Origin of the sequence: Kribbella kalugense (genome assembly GCF_004365875.1) — a bacterium.
In the GTDB taxonomy this organism is placed as follows: Bacteria; Actinomycetota; Actinomycetes; order Propionibacteriales; family Kribbellaceae; genus Kribbella; species Kribbella kalugense.
The window spans coordinates 2,112,449-2,131,269 of sequence record NZ_SODF01000002.1 but is presented as its reverse complement, the minus strand read 5'-3'; the positions used below and the strand labels follow the sequence as shown (position 1 = coordinate 2,131,269).

Below are 18,821 nucleotides of genomic sequence, written 5' to 3'. Positions count from 1 at the left end.
CACGCTGGGATAGACCCCCAGGAGGTGGTTGAGGTGACCGCTTCGACGCTCGAAATGGCCCTGAGTTACGAACACGCCAACATCCGGGAGCTGGCCGAGCCGGCCCACCATCCGGACGCGGCCCACCCTGAGCACAGGCATCAGACCGACTGGTTCTACGCCATCGCCGCGCAGCACCTGGCCGCCGCGGAAGACGTGCTCCTCCCACACGTCCAGCGACTCCCCGACGGCGCCCAGCTGGTCACCAGGTACGTCGGCAACGCCAAAGAGCTGGAGCGATCGCTCCGGTTCCTCAAAGGACGCCAGTACGGCGACAGCCGCTTCCTCCATCTCCATCACGGCGACCTCTGGCAGCACATCGACCGCCTGCTGGACGAACACGAACAGCTGGAGGCGACGTACGGCCGGCAGATCTCCGACCAGCTGGACGACTCTGACGTCAACACGCTGACCGAGGACCTGCTCGAGGCCGAGGAAGTCGCCCCGACGCGAGCACACCCGTCGTCGCCGCACACCGGGATGGCCGGCCGGATCGCTCACCGAATGTGGCGGATGGCCGACAACGCGTGGGACAGCGCCGAGGGTCGCGTCGTACCGATCAAGTACCACGCGCATCCCAAGCGCGACTCCGCTCTGTCGCACTACCTGTACGGAACGGCGATGCCGCACGACTAGACAAAAGGTGACCGGGCCCGCCCAGCGGATGCCTCCGCACGGGCGGACCCGGTCTACCGGCTCCTACTGCGCCTGGTTGTAGGAACCGGCATGTCCCGTCGCCGCTGCGCCTGGTGTGCGGAGACGGGCCCTGCGTCCTCCCCCGCTGCGCCTGGAGTGCGGGGGAGGACGGTCTGTGAGCTGGTCCAGCGGCCCTTTGTATCCGGTTCCCGCCGGTAAACCAGCAAGCAGTCAGCGCAAGCCTTCGATCGCCTTCTTCGCGCCTGGGTGCAGCGGCACCGGATCGGTCTTGTCGGCGTTCTCCAGCGTGATGCCTTTCGCGGCCGCGTTCACCGCGACCAGCGCGTTCATGTTGTCGTAGATGACTTTCGTCAACTGCTCGGCGAGGTCGTCCTTCATGTCCTTGCGGACCAGCAGCACGTTCGGCACCACGATCGTCGGTACGTCGGCCGCCTGCTTGTACGTCGCGGCAGGGATCGGCGCCGCAGCGTAGACCGAGCCGTACTTCTCCTGCATTTTGGGCAGCAGATCGGTGATCGGCAAGAGTTTCACACCCTTGCCCATGCTGGTGATGAGATCAGTGATACCGCCGGTCGGCAACCCGCCGGACCAGACCAGTGCGTCGATCGAGCCGGACTTCATCGCGTCCACCGACTCCGGCAGCCCGAGCCGCTGGGCGGTCACATCGTGAGCCGGGTCGAGCCCCGCAGCCTCGATCAGCCGGCGCGCGATCACCTCGGTGCCGGAGTTCGGCGAACCGGTCGAGACCCGTTTGCCCTTCAGGTCCGCGATCGAGTTGATCCCGGCAGACGTCCGTACGGCGACCTGCGTGTAGTTGTTGTACAGCCGGGTCAGCGCGACCACGTCCTGCTTGTCCTTGAAGCTGTTCTCGCCCTTCACCGCGTCCGAAGCCGAGTCGCCGAGCGAGAACGCGATGTCGTAGTTGCCCGCGACCAGGCCCTGGATGTTCTGCACCGAGGCGCCGGTCTCACTGGCGGTCGCACGGTAGCCGGACACCTTGGAAGAGATCACCGAAGCCAGCGCACCGCCGAGCTGGTAGTAGACCCCGGTCGTGTTGCCGGTGGCAATCGTCAGTCGCCCGCCGCCGTCCGAGGACCCGGCGGGTTCACGCTGACCGCCACAGGCAGCCAGCGAGACGACGGCGGCAAGCGCCACGACAGTGGTCCGGAGTCTCATGAGGCAACAGTTCCTTCCACGGAAGAGGCCTGGCGTTGCCGCCGGACCAGATTGATGACGACGGCAACAAGTAGCAAACAGATTCCGACCGTGATGGTTACGGGCGCGAGGTACAGCAGCAGCGCGGCCGCCGGTACGCAGACCGCCCGCTCGACCCACGTCGTCTGAACGAAGACCCAGCCACCCGTGACGACCGCAAGCGCGGCGACGGCCAGCATCGAAACCAACGTGGTCCAGACCATCCCGACGAACGATCCCTGACCGAGCAGATGCGCGCCGTTGTCCGTGAGTACGAACGCGAACGGCACCAGGAACGCCGGCAGCGTGTACTTCCACGCCTGCCACATCGTCGGGATCACCTTGCCGCCGGTGATCGCGGCCGTCGCCACCGCGGCCAGCGCCGTCGGCGGCGAGACCTCGGAGAGTACGGCGTAGTAGAAGATGAACATGTACGCCTCGGGCTGCGTCACGCCGAGATTCACCAACGCCGGCGAGATGATCACCGCCGCGATGATGAACGACGCGGTCACCGGCACCGCGAGCCCAAGGATGAGTACGGCGAACCCCGACAGCACCACGGTCAGGATCAGCACCACCGTGTGGTTGTCGGTCAGCCCACGCGCCGCGTTCACGATGATCTCGGCCAGATTCAACCCGAGACCGGTCTGCGTGGTGACCGCGACGATCACGCCCGCGGTCGCACAGGTCGCCGCCACCGGCAGCACCGAACGGGTGCCCTGGGCAAGCGCTTTGAACAACGGCCGACCGGTCAGCCGATGCTCACGATCAAGGAACGACAGCCCGAACTGGATGATCACCGCATAGACCACGGCCTTGAACGGCGGTACGTCGACCGCCATGAACGCGATGATCACGAACAACGACAGGAAGTGGTACCCGAACCGCAGCAGCAACCGCCACGCCGAATCCGTCGACGTCTCCGCCGACGTCGTCCCATGTTTACGGGCGTCGATCTCGATCGCGAGCAGGATCCCCAGGTAGTACAGAAGCGTCGGGATCACCGCGAACCCGAGCACCTTCAGGTACGACACCTGCAGGAACTCCGCGATGATGAACGCGGCCGCGCCGAGGGTAGGTGGCGACAGGATCGCGCCGATGCCGGATGCGGCAAGCATCCCGCCGGCCGGTTCGGGCGGATAGCCGGCCCGCCGCAAGATCGGCCACGACACGGTCCCGAGCGACACGGCAGTCGCCGTACCGGAACCCGAGACGCTGCCGAGCAGAAAGCCCGCCAACGTGACCGTCCGGCCAGGCGCCGTACGACTGCGCTTGAAGGCGGCGAACGACAGGTCGATGAAGAACTTGCCCGCGCCCGAGTAGTCGAGCACCGCGCCGTAGATGGTGAACAGCACGATGTACGACGCCGCGACGCTCAACGGTGTCCCGTAGAACCCCGCCGTACCCATCGTGAACTGGGCGATGATCGCGTCGAAGTTGAAGCCCTGGTGTGCGAGCGACCACGTGTAGGGCAGGTAGCCGCCGTAGTACGCATAAGCGATGAAGACCAGGCTGAACACCGGCAAGACCCAGCCAGTGGTACGACGACATGCCTCGAGCAGCAACAGCAGCAGTACGGCGCCGGCCAACACGTCGAGAGTGGTCGGGGCCTGCCGCCGTTCCAAGTAGCCGTCGAAGTCGAAGAGCGGGTAGACGCACACGACCAAAGCGACGGCGGCAAGGATCCAGTCGCTGATCCCGGGGTCGTCGTCGGCGCGGGGCTTGAGCGGATTCAGGAACGGGGGCACGCGAAAGCCGCGGTAACACAGCAGCGTGATCGGCAGAACCGCTGCGAGAAAGATCACCAAGTAGAACTGCGTGCCTTGTGGTAGAGGGAAAAACACCTGCTCGAGTACGCCGACGCTGACGATCGCGCACCAGACCGAGATCACCAGGTTCAGAGCAGGCCGAAGCCGCCGAGCGGGCCGTTCCTGCTCGTACTCGGCCAGTTCCTCGTCGGAGGGCGCGATCGCGCTGCCCCCCGTACCAACACCGACAGTCATCGACCGGTTCCCTCCTGTGTCCGGAAGGCTAATGTTGCCGAACACTGGGTGGAGTCACGTGATTACGTCTTTACCAAGATCTGACACATCTGGACGTGACCTGGCCTACGATCACCGCATGAGTGGCGCGGTCCGGATTCTGCTGGTCGAGGACGATCTCGATATCGCCAATGCCCTGATACCTGCGTTGCGGCGATACGGCCTGATGGTGACGCACGTCCGGACGGCCGCGGACGCACTCGCGGCTGATCCCGGCGACCTGGTTCTACTGGACCTCGGACTGCCGGACGGGGACGGCATCAACGTCTGCCGGCAGATCCGCACGGTGTCCGATGTGCCGGTGATCGCGGTGACCGCACGGGGTGAGGCGGCCGACCGGGTCCGCGGGTTGCGCAGCGGCGCCGACGACTATGTGGTGAAACCGTTCGCCATTTCCGAGTTGCTGGCCCGCATCGATGCTGTACTGCGTCGTACCGGACTTTTGCAACCCCGCCCCCGGGTGACCGTCGGCGACCTGACCGTGGACATCGAGGCCCGGACGGTTCAGGTGGCGGACAAGCCCATCAGTCTGACCCGCAAGGAGTTCGACGTGCTCGCAGTGCTGGCCGCTCACCACGGCCGGGTGGTCCCCCGTGAACAGGTCGCGCTGTACGCCTGGCAGTCGGTGTTCGAGGCGTCGTCGCGCACCATGGACGTGCACGTCGCCAGCCTGCGCGCCAAGCTCGGCCGGCCCGAACTGGTACAGACCATCCGGGGCGTCGGCTACCGACTGGGTTCGGACTGACCGTTGCGCCGTCGACTGCTGCAGTCCCTCGTTCCGATGGTCGTCGCGCTCGCGATCGTCGCTGTCATCCCGCTGGCGAACTTCATCGCCACGAGTACGTCGCGCACGCTCTTCCTGTCCCGGAGCAACGACGCGGACTGGTTCGCCGCGATGGCGGAGTCCCCGTTGCAGACCGGCGACATCGCCAACCTGCGTGAGCTGACGGTCCGGTACCAGGAGCTGTACGACACCCCGGTCTTCGTCGTCGACGTCGACTCCCGGGTGGTGGCCACCTCCGTGTCCGGTGTCGACGTCAAGGAGTCCGACATCGCCACCGCTCTGCACAGCACGCTGGCCGGTCGGCTGCCGGCCGAGCCGCCGGCGCTGTGGCCGTGGCGTTCCGGCGAGATGATCGTGTCCCGTCCGGTCGTCAACAACGGCAGCGTGCTCGGTGCCGCCGTACTGCGGGTGCCGACCGAGAACGCCCGCGACCAGGTGCAGCGTGGGCTGCTGCTGCTCCTCGGCGGCCTGCTGATCAGCATCGGCGCGATCATCATCGGTATCGTCCGGCCGATCACCCGCTGGGTGCTGCGGCCGCTGCAGGACCTCGACAACGCGACCCACCAGATCACCCGCGGCGCGCTCGACACCCGGGTGTCGACCGACGGCCGTGCACCAGAGCTCCGACGGCTCGGCGACAGCTTCAACTCGATGGCACTGAGCCTGCACCAGGCCCGCCAGCGTGAGCGTGAGTTCGTCGCGGACGCCTCACACCAGCTGCGTACGCCGCTGACGTCGGCCCGGATCCACATCGAGGGCCTTTCCAGGCTGTCCCCGACGGCCCGGTTCGCGCTCAGCGACATCGACCGGCTGGGCCGGATCGTCCAGCGGCTGTCCCGGCTGGCCGGCTCGGACCGTCCGTCGACCGACGGCGACGCCAACAGTGAAGAGCCGCTGGACCTCGCGCAGGCAGTGAAGGAGCGGCTGGTCGGCTGGAAGGCCGTGTACTCCGCCGACGACCTGGAGCTGATCATCGGCGAGATGGTGCCGGGCGGGGTCGCACCGGAGCTCGAGGTCGACGACATCCTCGACGTACTGCTCGACAACGCCTCCAAGTACGGCGCTCCGCCGGTCGAGGTCTCGGTCACCCGGGACGGCACCGAGGTGGTGATGTCGGTGCGCGACCACGGCCTCGGGCTCGGTTCGCGGGACCTGAAGAAGGTCGGCGAGCGGTTCTGGCGCAGCGCGCACCACCGGGAGATGCCGGGCACCGGCCTCGGACTGGCGATCGTCCGCTCCGAAGCGGCCCGGGTCGGCGGCCGCGTGGTCGCCCGCCCGCCGATCGGCGGCGGCCTGGTGATCGAGGTCCGCGTCCCGCTGATCGACGACTACGACATCTGAACCTGCGCCGCCTGAAACTCAGATGTGGTTCTGGCGGTACCAGCGTTCCGCCGCGGGGTGCAGCGGGATCGGCATCGTGGCGATCGCCGAGCGCGGGTCCAGGGCGCCGGCCTCCGGATGCTCCTTGATCAGGTCGTTCTGGCGGCGGAACAGCGTGTTGACCGTCCACCAGGCCCACGAGTCGGACAGGTTCGGCCTGGCGATCAGGTAGTTCGGCACGGCGAGCGTCGGCACCGAGCTGGCCAGCCCGTACTGCGACGGCGGGATCGACGACACTACGAAGCCGCCGAACTCCCTCAGCGCAATCTTCTGCGCCACCGCTCCGATGTTCAGCAGCCGGAACCCGAGGGTGGCCTGCAGCGCCGCGATCGGCTTCGTCGGAACGCCTCCGCTCCAGATGAAGGCGTCGATCTTGCCGCGGCTCGCCCTGGCCGGCGGGACCAGCGCAGCGACCGAGTCCTCCAGCGACATGTTCACCCGTTTGACGTCGACCTTGGCTTCGTTCAGGATCATGTCGGCGATGACCTGGGTGCCGGAGTTCTTCGGCCCGACGCTGACGACCATCTTCCGCCGGGTCGGATCATCCTTCGACGGGTTCAGGTCCGTCAGTTCCTTCGCCTTCGAGGCCATCGGTACGACGACGTGCACGTAGTTGTCGTACACCCGGGCGAGCGCGGTGAACCGCAGCGGGCCCTTGTTGAACTCGCCGGTGCCCTCGAAGGCCGCCAGCGCGGAGTCCGACGTACAGAAACCGAGGTCGGCGTGACTGCTCGCGACCTTGACCAGGTTGTCCACCGAGCCGTCGCTCACGATCGGCTGCAGCTCCACGCCGGTGACTTCGCTGACCAGCGCGCTGAGCGCCGCACCGAACACGTTGTAGACGCCGCCGGTGTTGCCGGTCACGAAAGTCCCGGGCTTGTCGGGCGCGGGCTCGTCCGCGCGGCCGCGCGAGCAGCCGGGCACGAGCAGCGCCGACGCGGCGGCGGCACCGAAGCCGAGCATGCTGCGTCGTGCCAACAACCGATCACCGAGCCCAGTCGGCCGGGCAGGGGTCAGCAGGCGGGGGCGATCCATGCAGACAACCTAGACAACAACGGGGCCTTGGGGGTAGCCGTGGACCCGGCCGCAACCGAACCGCTACCCACAGGTACGTATACAACAGGGGGCATCTGCGTCTGGACGCACCCGGGGTCGGTGTGACAGCGTTGTCATCCGTGCGGCCGTGGCGGCCGCGTGAGGATCTTCCCCGGAGGCTGATTTCGTGCACGACGACCGTCAACTCATCGAGGAGCGGCTCAGGCGCGCCCTGCGGGAGCGGCTCCGCCCCGCGATCTACGGCGCGGCGGTCCCGCTGGACATCGAGGTGTGGCACGCACCCGGTGAGCCCGTGTCCCCCGCCGAGGCGCTGGCGCAGACCTACGAGAAGGCCGAGATCGGCCTGCCGTGGGGTCCGGCCTGGGGTACCGCGTGGTTCAAGTTCAGCGGCGAGGTTCCCGCCGAGTGGGCCGGCAGCGAGATCGAGGCGGTCATCGACCTCGGCTTCAGCGGCGGTCCCGGGTTCTCCGCGGAGGGCCTGGTGCACACCAGCTCCGGCCGGCCGCTGAAGGGCCTGCACCCGCGGCAGACCTACGCGCCGCTGTCGATCCTCGGCAAGGACGGTACGGCGGCGTCGGCCGGCGACTCGATCGAGTTCTACGTCGAGGCGGCCGCCAACCCGGAGATCCCACTGGACAACGCCTACGCCAAGGTCGACATCGGCGAGAAGCTCGGCGACCACCCGATCTACCAGCTGACCCGCGCCGACCTGGCCGTGTTCAACGCCGAGGTGTGGGACCTGATCCTCGACCTCGAGGCGCTGGACAGCCTGCAGAGGGAGCTGTCCGCCCAGGAGCCGCGCCGCCGGGAGATCCTGCGCGCGCTGAGCCGGGCACTCGACGTACTGGACTACGAGAACGTCGCCGGCACCGCGACGGACGCCCGCGCCCAGCTGACCGACGTACTGAGCCGGCCGGCGCACGCGAGCGCGCACCAGCTGTCCGCGGTCGGGCACGCGCACATCGACTCCGCCTGGCTCTGGCCGCTGCGGGAGACCCGCCGCAAGGTCGCCCGGACGGTGTCCAACGTCGCCACTCTGGCCGAGGAGTACCCGGAGCTGGTCTTCGCGTTCTCGCAGGCCCAGCAGCACGCCTGGGTGAAGGACAACTACCCGGAGGTCTGGGAGCGGCTGAAGAAGGCCGTTGCCGAGGGCCACATCGTCCCGGTCGGCGGGATGTGGGTCGAGTCCGACACCAACCTGCCCGGTGGCGAGGCGCTGGCCCGGCAGTTCGTGCACGGCAAGCGGTTCTTCCTGGACGAGTACGGTATCGACACCCAGGAGGTCTGGCTGCCGGACTCGTTCGGCTACACGGCGGCCCTGCCGCAGCTGGTGAAGCTGTCAGGCTCGAAGTGGTTCCTGACCCAGAAGATCTCCTGGAACAAGGAGAACAAGTTCCCGCACCACACCTTCTGGTGGGAGGGCCTGGACGGGACCCGGGTGTTCACCCACTTCCCGCCGATCGACACGTACAACTCCGACCTGTCCGGTCGTGAGCTCGCGCACGCGCAGCGGAACTTCGCCGAGAACGGCGCCGCGACCCGGTCGCTGGTCCCGTTCGGGTACGGCGACGGCGGTGGCGGCCCCACCCGTGAGTTCGTCGCGACCGCCCGCCGGGTGGCCGACCTGGAGTCCTCGCCGAAGGTGACGATCGAGTCCCCGACCGAGTTCTTCACCGCCGCCGAAGAGGAGTACCACGAGCACGCGCCGGTGTGGTCCGGCGAGCTCTACCTGGAGATCCACCGGGCGACGTACACCTCGCAGGCCAAGACCAAGCAGGGCAACCGGCGTACCGAGCACCTGCTGCGTGAGGCCGAGCTGTGGGCGACCGCGGCCGTGGTCGCGGGCAAGCTGGACACCTACCCGTACGAGGACCTGGACCGGCTGTGGAAGGTCGCGCTGCTGCACCAGTTCCACGACATCCTGCCGGGCTCCTCGATCTCGTGGGTGCACCGCGAGGCGGAGGCGACGTACGCCAAGGTCGCCGAGGAGCTGAACGCGATCATCGCCAAGGCCCAGCAGGCGCTGGCCGGCTCCGGTGACGCGCAGATCGTCTTCAACGCGGCACCGCACTCCCGCAGCGGCGTCGCCGGTCTGGGCGCGGGTGTCGCAGCCGGCGAGGGCCAGTCCGTCACGATCGAGGACGGCGTCCTGGACAACGGCGTCATCCGGGTGACGATCGACGACCGCGGCCTGATCACCTCGCTGTACGACGTCGAGGCCGCCCGCGAGGTGATCGCACCAGGTGCCGTGGGCAACCTTCTCCAGCTGCACGTGGACACCCCGAATCACTGGGACGCGTGGGACGTCGATTCGTTCTACAAGAACAACGTCCGCGACGTGACCGAGCTCGACAGCCTGGACTTCAGCACTGTCGACGGTGTCGCGACCGTGGTGGTGAAGCGGTCCTTCGGGCAGTCCACCGTGACCCAGACGCTGCGGCTGCGGCCGGGCGCGAAGCGGGTCGACATCGAGACCAACATGGACTGGCACGAGACGGAGAAGTTCCTCAAGGCGGCGTACCCGGTCGACGTCCACGCGGATCGGTCGGCGTCCGAGACGCAGTTCGGTCACATCTTCCGGCCGACCCACCAGAACACCTCCTGGGACGCGGCGAAGTTCGAGATCGCGGCGCACCGCTGGGTGCACGTCGGCGAGCCGGGGTACGGCGTTGCCGTCGTCAACGACTCGACGTACGGCCACGACATCAACCGGACTGCGCGGGAGGACGGCGGTACGACGACCACCATCCGGACCTCGCTGATCCGGGCGCCGCGGTTCCCCGACCCGAAGACCGACCAGGGCGTGCACATCGTCAACCACGCGCTGGTGGTCGGCGCCGGCATCCCGGAGGCGGTCGAGGAGGGCTACCGGATCAACCTGCCGGAGCGGGTCGTCACCGGTGCCGACGGCGTCGAGCCGATCGTTGCTGTCGACAACGACAACGTGATCGTCGAGGCGATCAAGCTGGCCGACGACCAGTCCGGCGACGTGGTCGTCCGGCTGTACGAGTCCACCGGCGGCCGCGGCCGGGCGACCGTCACGCCGTCGTTCGCGGCGGCGTCGGTGACCGAGGTCGACCTGCTCGAGCGCGACCTCGCGGACCGGGAGCTGAAGGACAACGGAGTCTCCTTCGAGCTCCGCCCCTTCCAGATCCTCACCCTGCGCTTCAAGCGGGCCTGAGCATAGGTTCCGGGGGCCTGGGACAGGTTATTGCCTGTCTCAGGCCCCCAGTTCTTGTCGTAAGCCCCGCCCGGCGTTCACCCGGCTGACGTAGCGTGAAGGTATGGCAGCGACACCCTTGCTCGGTTCCCGAACTCTCGACCGGCAGACGGCCCGCACACTGCCTCCCGGGCCGAAACTTCCCACGCTGGCGCAGACCGTGCTGTTCGCCAGTCACCGCAAGACGTTCTTCCCGCGGATGCAGGCGAAGTACGGCGACGTGTTCACCATCCGCCTGGTGCCGTCGAGCCGGGTCTGCGTGGTGCTGAGCCGGCCGGACCACATCCGCGAGGTGTTCGGCAGCCCGCCCGCGATCATGCACGCCGGCGAGGGGAACACCGTGCTTGAGCCGATCATGGGCTCGCACTCGCTGCTGCTGCTCGACGACGAGGACCACGTCCGGATGCGCAAGCAGCTGATGCCGGCTTTCTCCGGCGCGGCACTGCGCGGGTACGCCGGGATGGTGCTGGAGCTGGCTCAGGCCGAGGTCGCGAAGTGGCCGGCCGGGAAGCCGTTCAAGGTGCACCAGCGGATGCGGAACCTGACTCTGGAGATCATCCTGCAGGTGATCTTCGGCGTGACCGACGTCGACCGGCTGAACACGCTCCGGCCGCTGATGGACAAGATCGTCTCGGTGTCGCCGGTGATCATGCTGGGTGGGTTCTACCCGCCGCTGCTCCGGGTCCGGCCGTGGAAGACGTACCTGGACACCCAGCGCAAGGTCGACGAGATCCTGTGCGACGAGATCGCCAAGCGCCGCGAGACGTTTGCCGGGCGCAACGACGTACTCTCGCGACTGCTTGCCGCAGGCACCTGGTCGGACCAGGAGCTACGGGACCAGCTGGTCACTCTCCTGCTGGCCGGCCACGAGACGACCGCGACGGCGATGGCCTGGGCCTTCCATGAGTTGGCGCGGCGGCCGGAGGATCTGGAGTTCGGCCAGCGGGCCGCCGACGCCGGTGCGGACGACGAGCTGGAAGCGATCGTCAAGGAGGCGCTGCGGCTGCATCCGGTGGTGTATCAGGTCGGCCGTCGACTCACCGAGACCACCGATGTCGCCGGCTATCGGCTGCCCCGCGGTACGACGATCATGGCCGCGATCGGCCTGGTCCACCGGGATGCGGAGTACTTCCCGGCGCCGAAGGAGTTCCGCCCGCAGCGCTTCCTGTCCGACGACCCGCCGGCCCCCGGCACCTGGATCCCGTTCGGCGGCGGCGCCCGGCGCTGCATCGGCGCCGGCTTCTCGCTGATGGAGGGCACCGAAATCCTCCGCGCCGCCCTCACCGCCTACAACTTCCAGGCCCCCAACCCCAAGCCCGAACCAGCCCAACCCAAGAACGTCACCCTGGTCCCCCGCGGCGGCGCAGAAGTAACAGTCACCCCCCGCTAGCCGGCACGACGGCCCACGCCCCGGGACGTCTGAGGGGTCAACCCCTCGCCTGGACGGTTGCGGACCTGGATTCTCGCTCCGCAACCGTCCGTCTCAGGGGTTGACCCCTGAGACGGACGGCCGCCGCATGGTGCAGCTTGCAGTGCGTTCTTCAGTCTTCGGAGTCGCCGACGTCGCCCAGGTCGACGTTGTCGTAGCTCTCGAGGTCTTCTTCGTCGTCATCGTCGAGCTCGAAGTTGTCCTCGTCGTCGACGACGTGGACGGCTGCCTCCTCGGCACCGGCCGCGGCGCCGTCGATGCCGACGTCCTCGGCGAACAGCTCGTTGTCGTCGTCGCTGTGCGCGCCCTCGTCGGGTGCGACCAGGCGACCGGAGCGGACCACGCCGACCTCCGGCCCGCCGACCTGCTCGTTGTCCTCGGCGTACGGGTCGACGTCCGCGACCTCCTGGCTGAGCCGCTGGTCCAGCGTTTCACCCTGCAGGGCTTCGTCGGCCGTGGTGCCGAACCCTTCGCCCGCGGACCACTTCTCCGGCGGTGAGACGCCCTCGTCGAGCACATCGTCCACACCCCGGTCGTTCAGGGTGTCCTCCGCCTGCAGCTGATCCTCGTCGTCGACCGAGTAGCTGCCGTAGTCCTCACGGTTGTCATCGCTCATGGGGCAACCTTGGCGCGTCGCAAGCAGCGGAAGCAAGCGCGACGCAGAATGGGGCGCGTGGATCCGGTCAGGCTGACGTTGGACCAGTTGCGGGAGCTGCGCGACGATATCGCGCCGCGGGCCGCTCGGCGGTCGCGTGCCTCGATCCGCCGCCGGGTGGAACGCTGGCGCAGCCGCGCCTTCTTCATCGCCCAGTGCGCCCTCGCGGCCGGGATCGCGTGGGCCCTCGCCCGGTACGTCGTCGGCCACAAGCAGCCGTTCTTCGCGCCGGTCGCCGCGATGGTCTGCCTCGGCTTCAGCTTCGGCCAGCGACTCCGCCGGGTCGCCGAGGTGATGGTCGGGGTAGCGGTCGGCGTCGGTGTCGGCGACCTGTTCGTCCACGTCTTCGGCACCGGAATCCCGCAGATCATCTTCGTGATCGCGCTCGCGATGAGCGTCGCCGTACTGCTCGGTGCGGGCAACCTGATGACCACGCAGGCCGGTGTCCAGGCCGCGATCGTCACCACCCTGCTGCCGAATCCGGGCGCCGGCTTCAGCCGCTGGCTGGACGCGGCCCTCGGCGGGGTCGTCGCGCTGGCCGCCGCCACCATCGCCCCGGCCGCGGCGATCAGGCGCCCGCGACAACAAGCCTCCGAGGTCCTGAACGAGCTGGCTGAGATCCTGGTCGAGACCGCTGACGGCCTGCGCACCCGCGACGAGGACGCCATCACCGACGCTCTTCGGCGGGCACGGGCCAGTGAGTCCCGGCTCGACGACCTGCGCAGCGCTGCCGACGAGGGGGTCGCGGTCGTCCGGCTGTCCCCGTTCCGCCGCCGGCACCGCGGCCGGGTCCAGGAGATCGCGGATCTCGTCGTACCGCTGGATCGCGCGATCCGGAACATCAGGGTGCTGGTACGACGCTGTGCGGTGTCCGTCTGGCGGGACGAGAGCATGCCCGCCGAGTACCCGATGCTGCTCGAACGCCTCGCCGACGGCACCCGCCTGATCGCCGAGTCCCTGTTCGAACCGGCCGCCGAGGTCGCCGCCCATCGCGTGCTGGGCGAGCTCGGACGTCGTACGGCGGACATGCCGCTGCCGACCGGACTGTCCGCGGTCGTCGTCCTGGGGCAGCTCCGGTCCATCGTCATCGACCTGCTCGAACTGACCGGCACGTCGTACGACGACGCCCGGAAACTCGTCCCGCTGCGCCTCGACGGGCTCGACGAGAGTTAGTGGCTCAGGTCACATCCTGGATTCCCGTCATACCTGGGGACCCTGCGCGTCTCACTGGCATGACGATCCACCGACTGATGACCACGATGGCCACCGAGCAGGTCCGCCAGCTCGAGGACCTGTTGGCCGTCGACTCCCACCAGACCGCTGACGACCGGACCGACGCCGCCGCCGAGCAGTAAGGCGCAGGCCGGACGAACGGATCCCGGCGGCGCACCCGGACGGTCTCGCCCACCGAGCGAGACCGCACGGAAGTCGCACACAAACGCAGAGGCGCCCAGTGCGAGGCGCCGCCGGATCCGTTACCGGTGCACCGCCACAGAGGTGCACCCAAAACCACCCGCCGACCATCCTGACACCGTTTGCGCGAGGTTCAGGCCGGTCCGGCGGGTGGTTTTTGTTTGCGTCAGGCAACTGTGATTTTGGTGGTTACTGAGTTTGCTATGAAGCATTCCTGGTGGGACAGGTGGTGAATGCGCTCGATTGTCTCGGCGTTCGGTGCGTCGCCGGCCCAGACGATCTTCGGGTGCAGCGTCACTTCCGTGATCGCCAGCCGACCGGCCTCGTTCGGAGCCATCACGCCGACCGCGTGGTCGTCGTACGCGTCCACCACCAGGCGTTTCCGGGCCGCGATCGACAGGAAGGTGAGCATGTGGCACGACGACAACGCCGCCACGAACGCCTCCTCCGGATCGACCGGGCCCGGATTCCCCAGGTACTTCGGATTGGCCGAGCCGGGGACCGTGATCCCGCCGTCGAAGCGCCACTCGTGGTCGCGGTCGTAGGTGTCGTAGGTGAACTCGTGCTCACCGCGGCTCCAACTCACATCGACCACGTGCTCCGACATCCAGCTCACCCTTCCGAGACGGCCGCCTTCGCGGATGCGGTGACGGGATTGCATCGTACGGGAGTGTGCCCGGGCAGCTTGGCGACGAAGTCGCTGTCGTAGCGGGCGGCCATTCCGGCGACCGGGAAGTCCGTGGTCACCCACTGCGCGCCGCTGGCCAGTGCGATCCCGAGCCGGGTGTAGTCCTTGTCGCGGATCGTCGCCATCGGCTCGTCGGACCGGGTCCGGACCAGGTAGCCCTTCTTGACCAGCCGCTGGATCTCGGCCTGGCCGGTACCGCGCGGGTCGTTCACCTCGGTGACCGCGGCGTCAGGCGCACCCTCCGGACCGCGGGTGAAGACCGCGCGACCCTCCAGGTTCGGCTTGCCGGCGGTGTAGGTGTCGCGGATCTCGCCGGGTCCGCCGTTGTCGAAGTAGAACATCACCTGACCGCGGACGCTCTTCAGCTTCGGCCAGCCCTTGGTCAGCACGGACTGCTCGAGGGTCAGACCGGGCTTGCGTACGTCGTCCGGCGTGAGGATCTCGTTCTCCGGGAACACCGAGCGGATCTCGGTGTCGACCGAGTCCAGGTTGGCGGCGTCCCACGGCGGTGCGACGACACCGCCGGCCGCGACCACGGCCGGGTCGGACTGCTTCAGCTCGAGGTTGATCGCGATCGGCACGTGGTCCGGGTTCTGGTCGGACCAGGTCTTCACCTGCTGCAGGCAGACCACGAAGGTGTCGCAGTTGGTGTTGTAGTCGAAGTCGGGGATGTGCATGACCTTGATCCCGGGCTTGGCCATCGCCGGGTCGGTCAGCGGTCCCTGGCCGGTCAGCTTCCGGATCAGCGGGTACGTGTACAGGCCGCCCTGCGGGTCCGGGAACAGGTCGAGCTCGAGCGACCGGACGTTCTGGTCCTCGAGCTGCTGCGAGATCGGGGCGTGCGAGTACCAGAGGTCGACCGAGCCGGCGTTCTGCTGCTGCTGGACCTTCTGCTCGTTCGGGCTGAGCTCGCGGTGGTACGAGTTGTGCGACCCGACCACCTGCATCTGATTCAGCCGCAGGCCATCACCCGCGGAGTCATGCCGGGTGACCGCCGTACCGGCGACCCCGGACGCAGCCAGCGCGACGGACGCGGCCCCGGCAACGACAGTTCTACTGATGCGCATGCGTTGATTCCCTCCCAATGACGACGATCTGTCGGCAATCTGTCACACAGGAGTGGCAACGTCGTCCCTCGATGCGTGGACAATGAGCGCATGGTGACTTCGGGGGCGTATCCGCTTCGGCGGATGCCTACTCAGGATCGGGCTAACCGGCAGGTTGAGCGGATTCTGGACGCGGCCTGCGCCGAGGTGGTCGAGCGCGGGTACGACGCGGCGTCGACGAGCGGGATCGCGAAGCGGGCCGAGATCGCGGTCGGCAGCGTGTACCGGTACTTCCCGGACAAGCGGAGCCTGATCCAGGCGATCGAGCGCCGGAACCAGGCCCGCTACACCGAGGCGGTCAGCGAGCGGTTGGCGGCCGTGTCGAGCTGGCGGGCCGCGGTCGACGTCACGCTGGACACGTTCCGGGAGATGCACCGGACGGATCCCGGGTTCAAGGCCGTTGTACTGAGCGGGCTCGGCGATCCGGAGCTGGAATCGAAGCCGGGCGAGTTCGACGATCAGCATGCCGGTGAGTTCGCGGAGCTGCTGGCGGCGCGGTTCGGTGCACGGGACTCCCGCGACTTCCGGTTGGCGGTCACGCTCAGCATCGCGATGGGCGAGTCACTGGCCCACCTGGCCGATCGGCTGTCCGCGGACGAGGCGGAGTACGTCCTGGAGCAGGGCCGGCCGGTGCTGTACAACCTGCTCGCCCCTCATCTCCCTGCTTGAGCCGAGGTTTGGCTCAAGCAGGATGAACGGTCAGGCTGCCCGGGCGGCGGACGGCAGACCCAGGGTCGGCCAGTGGCTGACCCGGCCGGCCAGACGGGCCCGGCGTGGCGTCCGGACGTCGTACGCGACGATCACCCGGTCACCCTTGGCGTAAGTAATCCTGCTCCCGACCGGGAACTTGCGAGCGACCTCGTACGGTCCCTCACCCCGGCGGGTGTAGTACTCGACGATGACCTCGGTGTAGACCGCCGGGGCACCGCTCTGCAGTTGGCCGCGGACCGGGCCACGCACCCGGATCACTCGTCCCGCGGTCTTTTCCTCGGTGCCGGTCGGGATTTCGTCCCGCCGTACCCCGGCCAGAACTTCGGTCACGATGAAGGCCGCAACCACCAGCACCAGGCCGAATCCTCCTAGTACAACGATCGCCAACATGACACTCACCCCCGACGCGCCGCCCGCGAGCGACGCGGTCGTTTGTCGAAACTGCTCTCGCGGCGTTTGCCGCTTACCGGTGAGACGCCACCGGACTCCACTTGGTTCCAGGTAAGTACAAAACCTTTTCTACAGCATCATGGTAGAGCCCGGTGGAGCGGTGTTGCTAGAGGTAGAGTTGACCTGTAGTTGTCAGATTTCGCCCATTCCGAACTGGTACTGCGGGGGTACTGGCCGCTGTGTGCCAAGCGCCTGCTCCGCTGCGAGCCAGTAGTCGGTGAGTGGATTCGCTCCCTCACGGACCGTGGCCAGCTGGATACCCGCGGCCAGCAGCTCGTGAGCCGCCGCGGGATCGCCGGTCTCCAGGGCATACCTGACCCGGAGCAGCTGGATCCGCGGGTCATCGGGAGCGTGAGCGAGCATGCGTTCCGCCAGCGCGACGTCGGAATCCAGTGTGGCCGCGACCGCCTCCACGGCCAAAGGCACCAGGTCAGGCAGCAGTTCGACCGCGCGCTCGTAGTGCGACAGATCGCCGGTGACCAGGCCCAGGTTGCGCAGCGCCCAGGCGTTGTCGCCGGACTGCCGCCACGCCTCCACCGCACCGTCGACGTCACCGTAGTAGTGCCGCGCCACACCCCGGTGGTACCAAACGAGCCAGTTACCCTCCGCGGCCTCCAGCAACGCCGACCACGCCACCAAAGTCCCATCCGGTACGTCGTCAACCGCAGGCAACCGCCCGTCGAGCAGTGGCAGCCAAGCCTGCTCCCGCGACGTCATCGTGTCGGCGGTGAACGGCGTACCGTCCGACACCGTCCAACTGGTCCGGGCCAGTTCCAGCGCGCCCCAACCGGATCCGACCGCGAGCAGTTCTACCGGTGCCGAGTCGACCACCTCCAGCCACGCCTTCTCCTGAGCGGGCAGTCCGTCGAGCAGTGGACTCAGGGCGTTCGCACCGGCGCGACGGGCGGTCTTCCAGTCATCCGCATGTGCAGAGGCTGGATCCACGGACACTCGGCCGTACGCCTCCAGCCAGTGCCAGTCTGTCTCGGCGGGCAGCTTCAGGTGTTCCATCTGGGTCCGCGCGAGCCCGGCCTGAATCTCGGCGTACCCATCGCCGTTCAGACCAGGCGCCAGCCAGTCCTGCCACCGACGGCCGCCCTCGCCTTGACCCCAGACGAACAGCTTCCGGCCCTGCAGTCGCTCGGTCGACGCCTGCACCAGCCCGGTGCCGGTGTCGTCGACCGATGCGATCCACGAGTGCTCTTCCGGCAGCGGTTCGAAGAAGTAGTCGACAGCGCGCGGGTGTCGCATCGGATAGGTCAGGTCTGCATCTACGTCGATCAGGTCCAGCCGGCTCCCGTACCCGTAACGCCAGGCCTGGTCCGCCGGCACCAGCACCCGGGTCTCCGGCGACTGCGCGACCGCGATGTTCGACCACCAGTACGCCGGGACCTCGACATCGGACGGGTTCTGCAGGCGGACTCCGACGTACAGGAACTCGGAGTCGGCCGGCAGCCAGAAGTCGAGCTGCGTGACGAGGTTGCGGGTCCGTTCGAGCTCCCACAGTCGCAGGATCGGCGTACCGTCCGGGCCCTCGACGCGGGCGGCGTGCATCGGCGCGCAGGTGCCGGTCCAGTGGCCGGTGCTGCCGACGTTCCACTCGACGCCGCCGGCGAACCACGCGTTGCGCAGGGCCAGGTTCGCGGGCTGGAACACCGGGTTGCGGTAGAGCAGCTCTTGACCGGTGGCCTTATGGACGAGGGAGTACAGCCGACCGCCGAGGCTCGGCAGGACGGTCGCGCGGAGGTGATCGTTCTCCAGCACGAGGGCCGGGAAGGATGTCTCGACCAGAGTGCGGTCGTAGCCGTCCTGATCGAGGCACGGGAGTGGGCTGTGCAGACGCCCGTACTCGATGTTCTCGCGGAGCTCCGGCGGGAGTTCGGCGAGGTTCTCGACCTGGTGGATTTCGCGGTGGGTGCGGAGCGGCGCCAGCGGGTTCTCCGGACCGAGCGAAGCTGCGGGAAGTACGAGGTTTTGCGCAGAAAGGATCGTCACTG

General features: G+C 68.1%; 16 protein-coding genes. 8 read left to right on the top strand and 8 right to left on the bottom strand.

Annotated elements, in window-relative coordinates:
• Window positions 1–33 precede the first annotated feature (33 nt).
• Window positions 34–675 (top strand): hypothetical protein, encoded by a 642-nt coding sequence (locus EV650_RS27990; RefSeq protein ID WP_134121953.1) that lies wholly within the window; start codon window positions 34–36, stop codon window positions 673–675.
• Window positions 676–906: 231 nt separating this feature from the next.
• On the opposite strand, the gene EV650_RS27985 is transcribed toward EV650_RS27990, so the two are convergent.
• Both EV650_RS27985 and EV650_RS27980 read right to left on the bottom strand, forming a co-directional pair.
• Window positions 907–1,872 (bottom strand): TAXI family TRAP transporter solute-binding subunit, encoded by a 966-nt coding sequence (locus EV650_RS27985; RefSeq protein WP_134121952.1) that lies wholly within the window; start codon window positions 1,870–1,872, stop codon window positions 907–909.
• The gene (locus EV650_RS27980) at window positions 1,869–3,893 is read right to left on the bottom strand and encodes a TRAP transporter permease (RefSeq protein ID WP_134121951.1); all 2,025 of its coding nucleotides are present in this window, start codon (window positions 3,891–3,893) and stop codon (window positions 1,869–1,871) included. The genes EV650_RS27985 and EV650_RS27980 overlap by 4 nt, the downstream gene beginning before the upstream one ends.
• Before the next feature lie 118 nt (window positions 3,894–4,011).
• Here EV650_RS27980 and EV650_RS27975 point away from each other — a divergent pair, with 118 nt between their 5' ends.
• Window positions 4,012–4,677, top strand: coding sequence for a response regulator transcription factor (locus EV650_RS27975; protein ID WP_012918592.1), 666 nt, complete (start codon window positions 4,012–4,014; stop codon window positions 4,675–4,677).
• Window positions 4,678–4,680: 3 nt separating this feature from the next.
• The gene (locus EV650_RS27970; RefSeq protein WP_238174494.1) at window positions 4,681–6,057 is read left to right on the top strand and encodes a sensor histidine kinase; all 1,377 of its coding nucleotides are present in this window, start codon (window positions 4,681–4,683) and stop codon (window positions 6,055–6,057) included.
• Between the two features lie 18 nt (window positions 6,058–6,075).
• Here EV650_RS27970 and EV650_RS27965 read toward each other — a convergent pair whose 3' ends face one another.
• Window positions 6,076–7,131, bottom strand: coding sequence for a TAXI family TRAP transporter solute-binding subunit (locus EV650_RS27965; protein WP_238174493.1), 1,056 nt, complete (start codon window positions 7,129–7,131; stop codon window positions 6,076–6,078).
• Between the two features lie 187 nt (window positions 7,132–7,318).
• Between EV650_RS27965 and EV650_RS27960 the strand changes: the two genes are divergently transcribed.
• Entirely contained in the window at window positions 7,319–10,333 is a 3,015-nt protein-coding gene (locus EV650_RS27960) for an alpha-mannosidase (protein ID WP_134121950.1), read from the top strand.
• A gap of 103 nt (window positions 10,334–10,436) precedes the next feature.
• Window positions 10,437–11,762 carry a cytochrome P450 gene (locus EV650_RS27955; protein ID WP_134121949.1) on the top strand — a complete coding sequence of 442 codons (1,326 nt, stop codon included), beginning with the start codon at window positions 10,437–10,439 and terminating at the stop codon, window positions 11,760–11,762.
• 151 nt (window positions 11,763–11,913) lie between these two features.
• On the opposite strand, the gene EV650_RS27950 is transcribed toward EV650_RS27955, so the two are convergent.
• Window positions 11,914–12,417, bottom strand: a complete 504-nt coding sequence (locus EV650_RS27950) for a DUF5709 domain-containing protein (protein WP_134121948.1) — start codon at window positions 12,415–12,417, stop codon at window positions 11,914–11,916.
• Window positions 12,418–12,474: 57 nt separating this feature from the next.
• On the opposite strand from EV650_RS27950, the gene EV650_RS27945 reads away from it, so the two are divergent.
• Together EV650_RS27945 and EV650_RS41355 are read left to right on the top strand one after the other, a co-directional pair.
• A complete protein-coding gene (locus EV650_RS27945; RefSeq protein ID WP_238174492.1) occupies window positions 12,475–13,629 on the top strand; it encodes an FUSC family protein in 1,155 nt (384 codons plus the stop codon).
• Between the two features lie 59 nt (window positions 13,630–13,688).
• The gene (locus EV650_RS41355) at window positions 13,689–13,811 is read left to right on the top strand and encodes a hypothetical protein (protein ID WP_255512112.1); all 123 of its coding nucleotides are present in this window, start codon (window positions 13,689–13,691) and stop codon (window positions 13,809–13,811) included.
• 224 nt (window positions 13,812–14,035) lie between these two features.
• On the opposite strand, the gene EV650_RS27940 is transcribed toward EV650_RS41355, so the two are convergent.
• Both EV650_RS27940 and EV650_RS27935 read right to left on the bottom strand, forming a co-directional pair.
• Window positions 14,036–14,476 carry an OsmC family protein gene (locus tag EV650_RS27940; protein ID WP_134121946.1) on the bottom strand — a complete coding sequence of 147 codons (441 nt, stop codon included), beginning with the start codon at window positions 14,474–14,476 and terminating at the stop codon, window positions 14,036–14,038.
• Window positions 14,477–14,481: 5 nt separating this feature from the next.
• Window positions 14,482–15,624 carry a phosphatidylinositol-specific phospholipase C1-like protein gene (locus tag EV650_RS27935; RefSeq protein WP_134121945.1) on the bottom strand — a complete coding sequence of 381 codons (1,143 nt, stop codon included), beginning with the start codon at window positions 15,622–15,624 and terminating at the stop codon, window positions 14,482–14,484.
• A gap of 123 nt (window positions 15,625–15,747) precedes the next feature.
• On the opposite strand from EV650_RS27935, the gene EV650_RS27930 reads away from it, so the two are divergent.
• Window positions 15,748–16,332 (top strand): TetR/AcrR family transcriptional regulator, encoded by a 585-nt coding sequence (locus tag EV650_RS27930; protein ID WP_238174491.1) that lies wholly within the window; start codon window positions 15,748–15,750, stop codon window positions 16,330–16,332.
• A gap of 30 nt (window positions 16,333–16,362) precedes the next feature.
• Here EV650_RS27930 and EV650_RS27925 read toward each other — a convergent pair whose 3' ends face one another.
• Both EV650_RS27925 and EV650_RS27920 read right to left on the bottom strand, forming a co-directional pair.
• Window positions 16,363–16,764, bottom strand: a complete 402-nt coding sequence (locus tag EV650_RS27925) for a DUF3592 domain-containing protein (protein ID WP_238174490.1) — start codon at window positions 16,762–16,764, stop codon at window positions 16,363–16,365.
• A 192-nt stretch (window positions 16,765–16,956) separates the two neighbouring features.
• On the bottom strand, window positions 16,957–18,819 hold the full coding sequence (locus EV650_RS27920; RefSeq protein WP_134121943.1) for a DUF5107 domain-containing protein: 1,863 nt from the start codon (window positions 18,817–18,819) through the stop codon (window positions 16,957–16,959).
• Between the last annotated feature and the right edge of the window lie 2 nt (window positions 18,820–18,821).

What these genes read in the sequence shown, in the direction of transcription:
- EV650_RS27985 (WP_134121952.1), bottom strand. Translation starts at nt 1,872, where the DNA reads ATGAGACTCCGGACCACTGTCGTGGCGCTTGCCGCCGTCGTCTCGCTG.
- EV650_RS27980 (WP_134121951.1), bottom strand. Translation starts at nt 3,893, where the DNA reads ATGACTGTCGGTGTTGGTACGGGGGGCAGCGCGATCGCGCCCTCCGAC.
- EV650_RS27975 (WP_012918592.1), top strand. Translation starts at nt 4,012, where the DNA reads ATGAGTGGCGCGGTCCGGATTCTGCTGGTCGAGGACGATCTCGATATC.
- EV650_RS27965 (WP_238174493.1), bottom strand. Translation starts at nt 7,131, where the DNA reads ATGGATCGCCCCCGCCTGCTGACCCCTGCCCGGCCGACTGGGCTCGGT.
- EV650_RS27955 (WP_134121949.1), top strand. Translation starts at nt 10,437, where the DNA reads ATGGCAGCGACACCCTTGCTCGGTTCCCGAACTCTCGACCGGCAGACG.
- EV650_RS27950 (WP_134121948.1), bottom strand. Translation starts at nt 12,417, where the DNA reads ATGAGCGATGACAACCGTGAGGACTACGGCAGCTACTCGGTCGACGAC.
- EV650_RS41355 (WP_255512112.1), top strand. Translation starts at nt 13,689, where the DNA reads ATGACGATCCACCGACTGATGACCACGATGGCCACCGAGCAGGTCCGC.
- EV650_RS27940 (WP_134121946.1), bottom strand. Translation starts at nt 14,476, where the DNA reads ATGTCGGAGCACGTGGTCGATGTGAGTTGGAGCCGCGGTGAGCACGAG.
- EV650_RS27935 (WP_134121945.1), bottom strand. Translation starts at nt 15,624, where the DNA reads ATGCGCATCAGTAGAACTGTCGTTGCCGGGGCCGCGTCCGTCGCGCTG.
- EV650_RS27930 (WP_238174491.1), top strand. Translation starts at nt 15,748, where the DNA reads ATGCCTACTCAGGATCGGGCTAACCGGCAGGTTGAGCGGATTCTGGAC.
- EV650_RS27925 (WP_238174490.1), bottom strand. Translation starts at nt 16,764, where the DNA reads ATGTTGGCGATCGTTGTACTAGGAGGATTCGGCCTGGTGCTGGTGGTT.